We start from the raw sequence: 13291 nt of genomic DNA, 5'->3' as shown, positions 1-13291 counted from the left end.
GACGCCGTGCTGGACAAGAAGACCGTCGCCGCCTACCTGGACCGCATCTCGGCGCGGCACCCCAGGCGCCTGGACGCCGAGACCCTGCGTCACCTGCACGAACGGCATGTGCTGTCGGTGCCCTTCGACAACCTCGACTACCACCGCGGCGCCGAGATCTGCATGGACGAACGGGCTGTGGACAAGGTCGTCCACGAGCACCGCGGCGGACTGTGCGGTGAGATCAACACCGCGTTCTGGTTCCTGCTCCGGTCACTGGGCTACGACGTGACCCTGCACCAGGGCCGGGTGCACATCGGGGACGGCGTCACGACACCGCCGTACCACCACATCCTGATGACGGTGGCCGTCGACGGGCAGCGGTGGATCGCCGACATCGGGTTCGGCAAGAGCAGCCGGCAGCCGCTGCGCCTCGGCACCGAGGACGCCCAGCCCGACCCGCACGGCGAGTTCCACGTCCGGCGCCTGGACCGGCGGTCCGTCGAAGTGCTGCGCAACGGGACACCGCAGTACGTCCTCCACGAGGAACCCGTCGAACTGATCGACTTCCGGCAGACGATGTGGTGGTACCGCACCAGCCCCGACTCCCCGTTCCTCCAGAACCTGGTCTGCTCGCTGCCCCTGGAGAACGGCTGGGTCAGCCTGCGCGACGACGTGCTGACCGTCACCACCGGGGACGAGCGGCGCACCGAGAAGCTCGCCGACGACGCCGCGGTCCTGGCGGCGTACGACAAGTGGTTCGGGATCAGGCTGGAGGAGCGTCCGGTACCGAGCCCGCACCTGAACAACTCGCTCCGTTTCTCGTTCGACACCTGATCCGACCCACACCACCAGGGGAAACGGCATGCTGGACGAAGCGACGACGGCCGCCTATCTGAAGCGCATCTCGGCGGACCGCCCGGACCGGCCCGACCTCGCCGCACTGCGGCATCTGCACGAGCGGCACGTGATGTCGGTGCCTTTCGAAAGCCTCGACTACCACCTCGGCAGGGAGATCCACTACAAGGACGAGCGGATCGTCGACAAGATCGTGCACCAGCGCCGGGGCGGCGCCTGCGGCGAGACCAACTCCTCCTTCTACTTCCTGCTCCAGGCCCTCGGCTTCACCGTGCACGTCCGCCACGGGCGCGTGTGGATCGACGGCCGGCTGCGCGACCCGTACAACCACCTGCTGGTCATGGCGGAGATCGACGGCGCGCGCTGGCTCGTCGACGTCGGGTTCGGCAAGGGCAGCCGCTATCCGATCCTGCTCGACTCGCCCGAGGCGCAGGACGACCCGCACGGCGTCTTCTCGGTCCGGAAGGTGGACGACCGCGCCCACGACATCCTGCGCGACGGGAAACCGCAGTACCGCGTCCACGACGATCCGACCGCCCTGTCCGACTTCGACCAGGTCATCTACTGGTACCGGACCAGCCCCGACTCGATGCTCCTGCAGAACATGTTCTGCTCGCTGCCCCTGGACGACGGCTGGGTCGTCCTCAAGGACGACGTGCTGACCGTCACCAGGGGAGGCGACCGGACGACCGAGAAACTCGCCGGCGACGCCGCGGTGCTGGCGGCGTACGAGAAGTGGTTCGGGATCACGCTGGAGAAACGGCCCGCCCCGAGCATCTATCTCCGGGACTCGGTACGCATGGCGTTCGAGGAGAACTGAGCGCCGCCCCACCCCCGAGCCCCGAACCGAGGAGGAGGCCGTCATGCCCAGGTGGGAACTCGCACCCGTCAGCCCCAGCAGCGTCGCCCTGGCACTGCCCGACAGGGTGGTCACCAACGCCGAGCTCTGCGAGACGCTGGACACCACGCCGGAGTGGATAGAGAAGAAGACGGGGATCCGCGAACGCCGTTTCCTCGAGCCGCACGAAAGCGTGCTGGACCTCGCCGCCGAGGCCGCCGAGAAGGCCCTCGCGGCGGACGGCGTCCGGCCCCGCGAGGTCGACGTCCTGCTCGTCGCCTGCACCACCCCGGACTGGATCATGCCCTCGCTGGGAGTGAGCCTGGCCGAGCGCCTGGGCATCGAGACCCCGCGGATCATCGACCTCACCCAGCACGCCTGCGCCTCCGCCGCCTACGGCATCTACACCGCCGCCTGCCTCCTCCAGGAGCCGGGCCTGGAGACCGCCCTGGTCGTCTGCGCCGAGCGCGGCTCCGGGATCACCGACCCCGACGACCGCGTCACCAGGATCTTCTTCGGCGACGCGGCGGGCGCGGTGGTCCTGCGCAAGTCGGACGGCCCCGACGGGCTGCTCAGCTACGACCTGGGCAACGTCTTCTCGGACGCCGTACGCCTGCCGAACCACTGGCGCCTGCACCAGGAGGTCCCCACGTCGACGACGGACACACCCCGGTCGCCGTACATCTTCATGGACGGCAACGTGGTGCTCCGCGAGGCGATGACCCGCGTCCCGAAGTCCCTCGGCGAGGCGCTCTCGACGGCCGGCGTCACCGTGGACGAGGTCAGCGGATTCGCCGTCCACCAGGCGAACGCCAAGCTGGTGAGGCAGATCGGCCGGATGGCCGGCGCGGACCCCGAACGCGTCCCCGTCACCGCCGACACCCTCGGCAACACGGCCGCGGCCTCCCCCCTGACGGCCCTGTGGCGCCTGGCCCACGAGGGCCGGGCCCGCCGAGGCGACCACATCGTCCTGGGCGCGATCGGAGCGGGGTTCCTGTTCGGCTCGTTGGTCTTCCGCCTGGCGGGGGATGTGGTGGCGGCGGAGGTGGAGGGGACGGACTGGGGGTCGGGGGGCGGGTGAGGGCGGAACCCGCGACCACGGAGCCGGGCGAGAGCCCTCCTACGACCGGGGTCTTCCGTTTTCGCCGCCGGAGGCATACATTCCGGTTACCCCGCGACAGCGCCTGTTGAGGCGTCGGCCCGCCGATTCCGGGACGGCGGGCCGCGCGGGGGCCAAACCGTGGCCGAGCGCACCGAGGCGAAACGTGATCACGAGTTGCGTCTGCCCGGTCAGTCGCCGGCGTGCAGGGAACCCGGCCCCTTGCCGGCCGAACCCGAAGCCGCAGCCGTTTGCCGCTGGGCCCGAACCGCCTCCCGAGCGGCCCCCGCCAGCAGGCCCGCCGCGAGCAACCCGATGACGATGGAACCCTGCCGAACTCCGTCGGCGTCGCGTCCGTCGAGGTAGTCGACGTGGACGACCTCGGTGGGGTCGGCCGGGTTGTACGACACGGGTATCCGGGCTCCCGGCTCCGAACCGATCGCCGAACTGAGCGAGACGTCGACATCCGCGCGCACGGATCCGGCCGCCGTCCCGAAACGCACCGTCACGGCGGTCGCCCGGCCTTCCTCCGACCGACTGGTGATCCCCACTACGGTCGCGTCGGTCCTGTGCCCCTGATCCCGGAGCTCCGCCAGTGTCCGGTACTCCTGAGCGGCACTCCATCCCATGACCCCCGCAATGGCGGCGCACACGAGAAAGCCCACGGCGGCGAGCCGGGCTCTGGCCCAACGAGGATCGAGCAGCGGCGATTCGGGCCGGAGCGTCGGGAGGGCACGCAGGAGGCGGCCGGGGGAGGGGCGCCGGCTGGCCCAACCCCGCCGGTGAGCCAGGCGAGAGACCCCAGCGGCAGCCGCCAGCACCCCCACCCAACCAAGAAAATAACCCCAAAACGACCCAAACGGCCCGAAGGTCATCCACAGCACGACGGCGCCGAGAACGGCCGGCGCCCTCCATCCAAGCGGCGACCTGCTGGCATCCGCCCCACGGCGCAGCAAGGCCTCAGGCTCATCCACCGGCGCCTCCACTCCCCGTCAGGCCGTCAGGGGATGAGACTCACGGGCTGCCGAACTGGTTGTGGGGGGCGTCCTCCGAGGTGGGATCACCTCGGCCGACGGTGACGGACCAGATGACACTCGACGGCGCGGACACCGATACGGTGCCGGGCTAGTCGGCGGCACCGAGGGCGAGCTGGTTGTGAGTGACGGCGGGTTCCTCCACGGTGCATCGAAGGGGGAAGGACGTCTTCACCACAGCGGTCTCCATGACCGGAACGTCGGGATTCGAATCGTCAGCGGCTGCCGGGGCGGTGGCCGTGACCACCCTCGCGAAGTTCAGACGGACAAGGGTCGGCGCAGTTCTCGGAACGCCCGTGTCACTCATGGAACCACCTGGTCTCGGTGGATCGCCCCCGTGGCGATCAGGTAGTCATGAAATTACGGAGAGGCACTGCTCGGACGTTGCATGAGTTCGAAAGCCTGAGCGAGATTTGAGCCCTTGCGGCCAGCCGCTCAACAGGCCCGGTCTCCAACCCTGCACCACCAATGGGCTTTCCATCGGCGCTGGTGGGGTGGAGGAGTGTGTGCTGGGGTGTGCCCCCTCAATTCTACTGAGACGGTAGCGAGTTACCGAGAAGTAGGTCAACTCGCCGCACTTCCGCCGAAGTTGCTGACCCTCACCTGCAACGACACGGCCTCTGTGACGACGCAAACGCCGGGAACTCCCTTCTCCCACAGGGCCTGAGCGAAGGCGATTGCGGTGAGGTTTCCTGCCGTGCGTGGAGGACAGCTTGGGAAGGTCAGGCGATAGCGCGTGAGCGGCGGCGCAGTAGCGCCAGGACTGCGACGGCTGCGAAGGTCATCCACGCTTTGCCGAGGATTTGTCCAGGCAGGAAATTGAAGGAGCCGAAGGCAAGGTGGAGGAACAAGAGGCTGTCGGCCAGAAGTCCGACGGCGTTCGAGGCCAGTATTGCGACCAGTAGTCCTCGCTTGCGCAGGGGTTCGTAGACGACGAAGTCCATGGTTTCAGCGACGGCGAAGGCGATCGCTGACGCGGTGGCGAGGCTGGGGTCAGCGAGAAGGTAGGAGAGAACGGTGCCGACGGCTATGGCGGCGAGGATGGCGCCTCGGCCGACCGCCTCCCGTGCAAGGTCGCGCAAGACAAGCGCCAGGCCGACGAGGTAGACACCGGCAGGCGCCACGTAGCCGAGGCCGACGGGTATCGCGCCGAAATGGGTGACGGCCAAGTTGGCGGCCGGAATAGTGGCGATGTAAGCGATGAGTGTGGCAATACCGGCAGGAGCGGGAGACTTCACGATCTACTTTCTGTCTCGGTAGTGGGGTGGTGCGCTCGGCTCCAGCCGGGAACGGGCGGTGGGGCGAATGTGCAGACAGCACAGCACACGGCACTGACATTCTTAAGGCCCCGGTCCGTGCTGTGAGGCTGGGATAAATGCCTGGTTCCGGGGTGTGCAAGATCCGCGTCGGGTAGCCGGCGAAACCACGCTGAGGGAGTCGAGCGGGTCACTCGATGGCGGGCGCGGCGGACAGCGTCGCGGGTGCTGGCCCGCTGTACGGGTTGCGGGGCGCGTGCATAGCCGCCAGTGGGCGCCTCCCGCGGGCTCGGGTGGAACGATGCGTCTGGCCGCCGCAGGCGCGGCGCGGGAAGGGGGATGGCACCCCCCTTCCCGTCCTGGGGCGTGTGCGTGGGTTCAGCCAGAGAAGGTCAGGCTGGCAATGGCGTCGTGGCTATGAATGCTTTCCAGATTCTTCGCCCTGATCGCATGCTTTAGGCCCTTTTCACGGCATACCAGGCTTATATCGCGAATGATGTCTTCGACAAAAACGGGATGGTCGTAAGCCTGCATGGTGACGACGCGTTCGTCGGGCCGCTTGATGAGGGGCAAGACGGGGGCAGAACCGGAACTGCGCAGCAGATCGACGATTTCGTGGATCTCCAGGGGGTAGGGCGCGTCGGCGGTCCCAGTGACCGTGAGGGTGACTTCGCTGCGCTGGTTGTGGGCCCCGTAGTCGGAGATGGCCTTCGAACACGGGCACAGACTGGTGACGTCGGTGGTCACTGTGGTCGCGACGGTGCAGGTGTCGGCGGTGATGCGGCCGGTGATGGTGACGTCGTGGGTTTGCCACGACTGCCGCTGACTTGCGGGTGCGGTCACGGCCGTGGCGACGGGCAGGGACAGTGCGATGGCCAAGGTGGGGGCTTCGAGCAGAGCGAGCCCTCGTTTGAGGGCGATGGGCAACTCTTGCGGGGCGAGGGTGGCCACCTCCTCGTGTACCAGGGCGATCATGCGGCTCATGTGGGTGCCGCGCCGGTCGGCCTGCAGGCCAACGGTGACGCTGATGTCGGCGATACCGTGCTGGCGCGTGTGGCCGTCATCGAACGTGACGGGGTAGCGCAGGCCGCTGATCCCTACTTCGTCGATGGCTACGCCGCGGTGGTCGACCTCGTTTTGAATGTCGTGCATCCTGCTACTCGCCTCGGTAGGTGCAACCGGAGGTGCAGGTCTCGCGCACGGTGATTGCCGACAGAGCAGGGAGTTCTGCGGCCATCCGGTCCCAGATCCAGCGGGCCAGGTTCTCGCTGGTGGGGTTTTCCAGACCTTCGATGTCGTTCAGGTAGTAATGGTCGAGTTGTGCATCAATCGGCTTAAAAGCCTGCTTGATGTCGCCGAAGTCCATCACCCAGCCCGCCTTTGGATCGACGGGTGCCTCCACGTGCACGGTGACCTTGTAGGAGTGGCCGTGCAGTCGGGCGCACTTGTGGCCCTCGGGCACGCGCGGCAGACGGTGGGCTGCTTCGAAGGTGAACTCGCGAAAGATTTCCATTACTGAATTCCCAGATACTTGTGCGTCTGGAGAGAGAGTGTCCAGCGCGGGTTCTTCATGCAGTACTCGACAGCAGCGCGGGTGTGGTCCTCACGATGGGCGTCATCCAGCGGCTGCAGCCGAAAGTGCTCGAAGTCGAGCCCCTCGAACTGAGCCGGGTCGCCGCCGGCCTGGGGGTAGACCAGCTTCAGTTCATCCCCGCTGGTCAGGACCAGGTCGGAGCCGATCTTGGGGCTGACGCACAGCCAGTCGATACTGCGGGGAGCCGGCCGGGTGCCATTGGTTTCCACCGCTACTTCGAAGCCACGGCCGTGCAGGGCGGCGATGGCGCCCTCGTCCAACTGCAGCAGGGGCTCGCCGCCGGTACACACCACGAACCGGTGGGCACGGTCGGTGCTGGGCCAGGCGGCCTCGACGGCATCGGCGAGATCCTCCGCAGTGCCGAACCGGCCGCCTCCTTCCCCGTCGGTGCCGACGAAGTCGGTGTCGCAGAACTGGCAGATGGCGCGGGAGCGATCTGCCTCCCGGCCGGTCCACAGGTTGCAGCGGGAAAAACGGCAGAAGACCGCCGGGCGCCCTGCGTGGCTGCCCTCTCCCTGCAGGGTGTAGAAGATCTCTTTGATCAGATAGGTCATGTTCAGGCGCTCTGGTACCGGACAGGGTCGGTGACGCCGGCTTCGGCGAAGCCCTTCAGGCGCAGCAGGCACGTGTCGCACTTGCCGCAGGCCTGGCCCTGGTCATCGGGGTCGTAGCAGGAGGACGTGAGGGAGTAGTCCACGCCCAGACGCAGGCCTTCGCGCACGATGTCGGCCTTCGACATGGCGATCAGGGGGGAGTGCAGCGTCATCCGGGAGGTGCCCTCCACGCCGGCCCGGGTCGCCAGGTTCGCCATGGTGGCAAAGGCGTCCATGTACTCGGGGCGGCAGTCGGGGTAGCCGCTGTAGTCCACGGCGGTGACTCCCGTGAAGATGTCGCTGGCGCCTACGGTCTCGGCGAAAGCCAGTGCGAACGACAGGAAGATCGTGTTGCGGGCCGGCACGTAGGTGATCGGCACCCCGCCGTCCTCGAGGTCATCCAGCGACTCGTGCTTGGGAACCTCGATGTCGGCGGTCAGGGCAGAGCCACCGAAGACCCGCAGATCGATGTCGGCGATGACGTGCCGGGCCACCCCCTGGACCTCGGCAACGCGCTTGGCAGCTTCCAGTTCGATGCTGTGCCGCTGGCCATAGCGGAAGCTGAGCGCATAGGGAGTGAACCCCTGGTCCTTGGCGATGGCCAGCACCGTGGTCGAGTCCAGGCCGCCGCTCAGCAACACGATCGCGGGACGGTCCATGCTGTCACTCCCTTATCCGAAGTCCAGTTGCCTCAGTCGAGGCAGACGCAGCCTACCCCTCTAACTAGCGGCTACAGTAATCACAACAACAAACGAGTTACCGGAACTCAGGGGTCTAGCCGCAGTGAACGAGTTGCCGATCGTGGTCACCTGCACGGACCGGAAAGCGTCCCCTCCCGCGGCAGACCTGCAGGCCCGCAGCCTGGTGGCTGCCGACCTGCCCCAGCGGGCCGAGGAGTGGGCGCACCGACTGCGCACCACAGCGAGCAGGCATACGGCGCTGGAGCATCTGTACCGGGGAGACCAGTGGAAACGCGCCCTCGCGCTCACCCACGCTGCATCCCAAGCAGGCTTCACCCCCCGCCTGTATGCAGCCTCGGCAGGCCTGGGCCTGCGTCCAGTGTCCAGCCCCGCCCCCTCTTACGCCGCGACTTTCGTGACCCGGCACGTAGATTCCGTGGCTTCCGCCAGCGCCCAGAGCTCCCAGTGGTGGGATCATCTGCAGCGCTTGGATGGCACCTGCGACCTGCCCCAGGTCGCTGGCGCCGCCGGACGCGCCCTCGTTGTGCTGTCTTCGCCCTATGCCCAGGCCATGCACCACGATCTGCTGGCCCTCGCTGATACCGCCACCGATGTCGTCCTGATCGGTGGCGCCACCGACATCGAGGGCATACGGCGCGTGCCCGCCAACGCCGGCCTGCGCCAGGCCCTGGGCGGCACCCTGACCAGTCTCAACGTGCGCATGGCCGCCTCCTGGCTCGAGCACTGCACACCTGGACGCCTCACCGACCCCTCCGCCCAACTGCGCTGGGACGACTGGGTCGCCCAGACTGCCCGGCCTGAGCGCTACGACCGCACACCGGTTACGGACAAGATCGTCATCGCCTTCATTGAAGAGATGAAGAGCACCTATCCCGACGCCTCTCGTACCCGCCTGCTGCGTCTGTTTCGAGACAAGGGGATGGCCTGCGAACAAAAGCGCTTCGCAGGCCTGTACGAATCAACGATTGGCCGCTGATGACTTCCACCGTGCTGAAACGCCGAGCCCTGCGGATCGAGCAGCACCCCACGATCCCGCTGTACGTGTTCACGTTGGCGGCAGAAGAGGTCCATCAGGTCGCCGATGTCGCCCGGATCTCCCGCGACGAGGCCGGTAAGCTCATCGGCTACCAGCGCCCGGAGAAGAAGCAGCACGTACGGCAGATCCTGGAATACCTCGACAGCGACGAGGTCCTCTTCCCCAACGGTCTGATCATGGCTCTGCCCGCCAGTGTGCGCTTCAAATCGAGCCCCGGCCCCAGCAGCAGTGACGGCCTGTGCACCTCTGGCACGTTGGAGATCACGCTGCCAGATTCCCCCGACGCCCCCCGGCCTGCCTGGATTGTCGACGGCCAGCAGCGCAGCCTCGCTCTGGCTCGCACCCGCAACACCCGCCTGGCCGTCACCATCGCCGGCTTCGTCGCTGAGGACCTTGAAACCCAGCGGGACCAGTTCCTGCGGGTGAACACGGTCTCCCCCCTGCCGACCAACCTGGTCACCGAGCTCCTCCCCGAGGTCGGCACCGCTCTGCCCACCAAGCTATCCGCCCGTAAACTCCCCGCGGTCCTGGTCGAAGCGCTTAACCACGACAAGGACTCACCTTTTTGCGGACTGGTGCGCCGCCCCTCCACCACCGCTGAGCAAAAAGCCGACGCTGTCGTCACCGACAACAGTCTCACCACGGCCATCCAGGAGGCCCTCAACTCCCCATCGGGAGCCTTCTTCCCCTACAAGAACCTCTCCAACAACACCGTGGACACCGCTACCATCCGCCAGATCCTCATCACCTACTGGACTGCGGTACGCGACACTTTCCCTGACGCTTGGGGCCTGCCGCCCACCCGTAGCCGCCTCATGCACGGCGTCGGCATCCGCTCCATGGGACGCCTGATGGACCGCGTGATGATGGCCATAGACCCCGCCTCCCCCCACGCACTGCAGCAGGCACGCGACGAACTCGCGCTGATCGCCCCGCACTGCTACTGGACCAAGGGGCGCTGGCCAGACCTGAACATCCCCTGGAACGAACTCCAGAACAATCCGCGCCACATCAGCACCCTGTCGAACTACCTCCTCCGTATCTATGTGCAGGAAAAGGCAAAAGCCGCGTGAAATTCTATTTCCCTGACAGCCAGGACCTGGTGAGCCCCACCTATGACTTCGTCAACGACGAGTACTCGCCTTACCGAGTCCGTCAGCGCGACGACGTCTACGCCCACCAGGCCGTGACGCCGATCCCGTATGACGGGATTCTTGTCAGCAAGGCTGTTGTCGACGGATCCATGAAGGGCGCAGGGAAATACTCCACTCCGCAACGCGAGCGGCTTTACCGCCTGGGTGTGCGGAACTTCTTCCGCCTTCCCGAAACCTGCTCCACCATCGGTGACTGTGGCGCCTTCAACTACATCGACGAAGAACGTCCTCCGTACGAGGTCGATGAAGTCATCGATTTCTACGGCCGTTGCGGATTCGACGCCGGCATCAGCATCGACCACATCATCTTCGGCTACATCCCTCAAGAATCTGATACAGAACCAGAACCGGCGTGGCTGGAACGCCAGCAGATCTCCCTGGAGCTTGCCGAGAACTTTCTCGCCGCGGCCAAAAAGAACGGCGCCTGCTTCGAACCTGTTGGCGCCGCCCAGGGATGGGGGCCGGATAGTTACGCCCACTCCGTCGCGCAACTGCAGAAAATGGGATACCGGCGTATCGCTCTCGGAGGCATGGTCCCTCTCAAGTCTCACGAGATCCTGGCCTGCCTGCGAGCCATTGATGAAGTGCGCAATCACGACGCCGAACTGCACCTGCTCGGCATCAACCGCGTTGACAGCATGGAGCAGTTCGCCCGCCACGGTGTGACCAGTTTCGACAGCACCTCGGTCTTCCGCCAGGCCTTCATGGACGACCGCAACAACTACCACACCGCCACCGACGCCTACACCGCCATCCGCGTTCCCCAAGTCGACGGGAACCCTGCCCTCAAACGCCTCATCCTCTCGGGAAGCGTCTCCCAGGCCGAGGCCATCACCGCAGAACGGGCCTGCCTGCGCGCCCTGCGGGAATTCGACGGCGAGGAAACCTCCCTTGAGGACGTCCTGACCGCACTCCAGGCGTACGAGTCCCTCGTACTCGGCCCGAAGAAGAAGAGCTATCTCGCGCTCTACGAGCGCACCCTCAGCGACGCGCCCTGGCGCGCCTGCCCCTGTGCCCTGTGCGAGAAGCACGGCATCGAGATCGCCATATTCCGCGGAAGTGAACGCAACAAGCGTCGCGGATTCCATAATCTGACCGTACTCGAGGCCAAGATGCGCTCCCTCACCTTCGGGTAACCCCCTACTTTTCGTTTTTTGATATGTCTGGAGAGGCAATGGCCGACCGCTACGAACTCAGGCTCCCGGCGCTCGAAGTGCGCCAGGGTGACAGAAAGATCTACTGTTTCGCCGTTGACGGCAAGAAACTCCACAGCTTCGCCGCCGTCTCCCGCGTCCGACGCGACGACGACAGCAACCTCCAGGGCTACCAGCGCCCCGAGGTCCTCAGCCACATCCGCGGCATCCGCCGCTACCTCGAGTCCGACAACGCCATGCTCCCCAACGCCCTCGTCCTGGCCTTCGACGAGAACGTCCGCTTCGAGACCGGAGCACGGCGCAAGGACGGAGTCGACTACTCCGTCCCCGGCGAACTGGTCATCCCCGTCGACGAATCCCTTCCCGACGAGGACAAGCCCGCCCTGATCGTCGACGGCCAGCAGCGCAGCGCCGCCATCCGCGACGCCGATCTCGTCGAATTCCCCGTCGCCGCCGTCGGGTTCATCGCCGACAACCACGACGACCAGCGTTCCCAGTTCATCTTGGTCAACTCCACCAAGCCGCTGCCCAAGGGCCTCATCCACGAACTTCTGCCCGAAACCAGTGGCCATCTCCCGCCCGCCTACGCCCGCAAGCGACTGCCCGCCCAGTTGATGACCCGCCTCAACACCGACGGCCAGGGCCCCTTCTACGGCCGCATCGCCAGTCCGACGTCACCCGACGGCAACATCAAAGACACGGCCATCCTGCGCATGCTGGAGCACAGCCTCTTCGAGGGCGCCCTCTACCAGTACCGCAACCCCGAAGACGGTTCCGGCGACGTCGACCGCATGGTGCAGCACTTGCGCTCCTTCTGGATCATGGTCAAGGACACCTTCAGCGACGCCTGGAGACTCCCGCCCCGCCAGTCCCGCCTCACCCACGGCGCCGGCATCCAGGCCATGGGCTTCGTCATGGACAGCCTCACCGACGGCATGCAAGCCGAAGAAGTCGACTGCGACGCCGTACGCAACGCTGTTCTGGGCCTGATGCCGGTCACCGCCTGGACCTCGGGCATGTGGCGCTTCCCTGACGGCGAACAGCGCCGCTGGAACGGCCTGCAGAACACCCCCAACGACATCCGCCTCCTGACCGACCTGCTTGTCCGCGCGGTACACAACTGACCTGACGTTCGCGGTACCCGACTCCGGGGCACCTCGAAGGACGGCAATTCGCCCGCTACCGGTATCCGGTGGCGGGCGAATCCGTTTTCTGGGCCGCAGCGGCCCACTGCTCCTGCGGTGTTGCCGCCAGCTCTCCACCGTCGTACACCAGCCGATGAAGATGCCGATTGACCCTGGCGAGTGTCGGCCCGGGCTGCCGGCGGGACCGAGGCCCTGGGCGCTGGTGTTGATGAACCTGCAGCAAGATCTGGTAGCGATCGTCAACTCGATGACGGGCAGTTGGGTCACTCGAACGTAGCTGCAGACAGGATGAGGCCTCGTCCTGCCTCGCTTGTATCTATCCGTACGGCAGGTGTTGGGCTACCCCTTCTTCTGCCGGTCCCGCTGGACGGGGCCGGTCAGGTCTCCTCCTCGGCTCGGAGTCCCTGCGGTGTCACGGCATCGCAAGCGTCGCGGTGTTCCCGCAGCGTCAGTTGCTGATCGCTTGCGCTCGGTATTGACCGGACTAACCGTATGGGTTATGAAATTAAATGATCATCTTTATCGTGATCTCATTCCCGGCGGGGCGGCGTGGAAGGGTGGCGGTGGGGCGGCACCGGATGGAGTGGTGGCAGGCGGCCCGGGTTGTGGCTTCGGTGCGGTGACCCGGCGTCGACGCATCGCGATCGCCCAAGATGGTCTACCCGGCGGGGGCGTTGTCAGTGGTGCGGCTTACGCTTCAGCCGGCTGGATGTGAGCATCTTGTGAAGGAAGTGCGATGTCGGGGCTGAGGGTGGGGGATTTCGTCCGGTTCGCCAGCTGTTCGGCGTGCAGGTGCAACGCAATGCCCGTGGGAGGGAAGGGCATATTCATCCGCTTTGAGGTGATGGCG

13 protein-coding genes are annotated in these 13291 nt (G+C 66.3%); 7 read left to right on the top strand and 6 right to left on the bottom strand.

Going from position 1 to position 13291, the window contains the following annotated elements:
- Positions 1-6: 6 nt before the first annotated feature.
- Genes DN051_RS13580 through DN051_RS13570 form a run of 3 tightly spaced genes read left to right on the top strand, consistent with a single transcriptional unit; the run spans position 7 to position 2756 of the window.
- Complete coding sequence (locus DN051_RS13580; protein ID WP_053757248.1) at positions 7-816, top strand: arylamine N-acetyltransferase family protein; 810 nt, start codon at positions 7-9, stop codon at positions 814-816.
- A gap of 28 nt (positions 817-844) precedes the next feature.
- Positions 845-1657 (top strand): arylamine N-acetyltransferase family protein, encoded by an 813-nt coding sequence (locus DN051_RS13575; protein ID WP_112438785.1) that lies wholly within the window; start codon positions 845-847, stop codon positions 1655-1657.
- 43 nt (positions 1658-1700) lie between these two features.
- The gene (locus DN051_RS13570; RefSeq protein WP_053757246.1) at positions 1701-2756 is read left to right on the top strand and encodes a 3-oxoacyl-ACP synthase III family protein; all 1056 of its coding nucleotides are present in this window, start codon (positions 1701-1703) and stop codon (positions 2754-2756) included.
- A 209-nt stretch (positions 2757-2965) separates the two neighbouring features.
- On the opposite strand, the gene DN051_RS45025 is transcribed toward DN051_RS13570, so the two are convergent.
- The 6 genes from DN051_RS45025 to queC all read right to left on the bottom strand — a co-directional run bounded on the left by DN051_RS45025 (position 2966) and on the right by queC (position 7910).
- The gene (locus DN051_RS45025; protein ID WP_425471761.1) at positions 2966-3283 is read right to left on the bottom strand and encodes a hypothetical protein; all 318 of its coding nucleotides are present in this window, start codon (positions 3281-3283) and stop codon (positions 2966-2968) included.
- A 1247-nt stretch (positions 3284-4530) separates the two neighbouring features.
- Positions 4531-5046, bottom strand: a complete 516-nt coding sequence (locus DN051_RS13560; protein WP_112438783.1) for a VUT family protein — start codon at positions 5044-5046, stop codon at positions 4531-4533.
- A 396-nt stretch (positions 5047-5442) separates the two neighbouring features.
- Positions 5443-6216 (bottom strand): GTP cyclohydrolase I FolE2, encoded by a 774-nt coding sequence (locus DN051_RS13555; RefSeq protein ID WP_112438782.1) that lies wholly within the window; start codon positions 6214-6216, stop codon positions 5443-5445.
- A gap of 4 nt (positions 6217-6220) precedes the next feature.
- A complete protein-coding gene (queD, locus tag DN051_RS13550; RefSeq protein WP_112438781.1) occupies positions 6221-6577 on the bottom strand; it encodes a 6-carboxytetrahydropterin synthase QueD in 357 nt (118 codons plus the stop codon).
- Positions 6577-7212 carry a 7-carboxy-7-deazaguanine synthase gene (gene queE, locus DN051_RS13545; protein WP_112438780.1) on the bottom strand — a complete coding sequence of 212 codons (636 nt, stop codon included), beginning with the start codon at positions 7210-7212 and terminating at the stop codon, positions 6577-6579. Before queE ends, queD begins: the two co-directional genes overlap by 1 nt.
- Before the next feature lie 2 nt (positions 7213-7214).
- Complete coding sequence (queC, locus tag DN051_RS13540) at positions 7215-7910, bottom strand: 7-cyano-7-deazaguanine synthase QueC (protein ID WP_112438779.1); 696 nt, start codon at positions 7908-7910, stop codon at positions 7215-7217.
- Positions 7911-8034: 124 nt separating this feature from the next.
- On the opposite strand from queC, the gene DN051_RS13535 reads away from it, so the two are divergent.
- From DN051_RS13535 to dbpB (DN051_RS13520), 4 genes are read left to right on the top strand one after another with little or no spacing between them, the layout of a single operon-like run.
- Positions 8035-8928: a hypothetical protein gene (locus DN051_RS13535; RefSeq protein ID WP_112438778.1), complete on the top strand. Its 894-nt coding sequence runs from the start codon at positions 8035-8037 to the stop codon at positions 8926-8928.
- The gene (dbpB, locus tag DN051_RS13530; RefSeq protein WP_030223757.1) at positions 8928-10061 is read left to right on the top strand and encodes a DGQHR domain-containing protein DpdB; all 1134 of its coding nucleotides are present in this window, start codon (positions 8928-8930) and stop codon (positions 10059-10061) included. Before DN051_RS13535 ends, dbpB (DN051_RS13530) begins: the two co-directional genes overlap by 1 nt.
- Positions 10058-11278, top strand: coding sequence for a tRNA-guanine transglycosylase DpdA (gene dpdA, locus DN051_RS13525; protein WP_112438777.1), 1221 nt, complete (start codon positions 10058-10060; stop codon positions 11276-11278). The genes dbpB (DN051_RS13530) and dpdA overlap by 4 nt, the downstream gene beginning before the upstream one ends.
- 38 nt (positions 11279-11316) lie before the next feature.
- The gene (dbpB, locus tag DN051_RS13520; RefSeq protein ID WP_112438776.1) at positions 11317-12420 is read left to right on the top strand and encodes a DGQHR domain-containing protein DpdB; all 1104 of its coding nucleotides are present in this window, start codon (positions 11317-11319) and stop codon (positions 12418-12420) included.
- Positions 12421-13291: the final 871 nt, after the last annotated feature.

It is taken from the genome of Streptomyces cadmiisoli (assembly GCF_003261055.1).
Classification (GTDB): domain Bacteria; phylum Actinomycetota; class Actinomycetes; order Streptomycetales; family Streptomycetaceae; genus Streptomyces; species Streptomyces cadmiisoli.
The sequence above is the reverse complement of the archived record's forward strand: the minus strand, read 5'-3'. Positions and strand labels throughout refer to the sequence as shown.

Excerpts from the sequence above, each read along its gene's own strand:
- DN051_RS13575 (WP_112438785.1), top strand. The coding sequence starts at position 845 with ATGCTGGACGAAGCGACGACGGCCGCCTATCTGAAGCGCATCTCGGCG.
- DN051_RS13570 (WP_053757246.1), top strand. The coding sequence starts at position 1,701 with ATGCCCAGGTGGGAACTCGCACCCGTCAGCCCCAGCAGCGTCGCCCTG.
- DN051_RS13555 (WP_112438782.1), bottom strand. The coding sequence starts at position 6,216 with ATGCACGACATTCAAAACGAGGTCGACCACCGCGGCGTAGCCATCGAC.
- queD (WP_112438781.1), bottom strand. The coding sequence starts at position 6,577 with ATGGAAATCTTTCGCGAGTTCACCTTCGAAGCAGCCCACCGTCTGCCG.
- queE (WP_112438780.1), bottom strand. The coding sequence starts at position 7,212 with ATGACCTATCTGATCAAAGAGATCTTCTACACCCTGCAGGGAGAGGGC.
- queC (WP_112438779.1), bottom strand. The coding sequence starts at position 7,910 with ATGGACCGTCCCGCGATCGTGTTGCTGAGCGGCGGCCTGGACTCGACC.
- dbpB (WP_030223757.1), top strand. The coding sequence starts at position 8,928 with ATGACTTCCACCGTGCTGAAACGCCGAGCCCTGCGGATCGAGCAGCAC.
- dbpB (WP_112438776.1), top strand. The coding sequence starts at position 11,317 with ATGGCCGACCGCTACGAACTCAGGCTCCCGGCGCTCGAAGTGCGCCAG.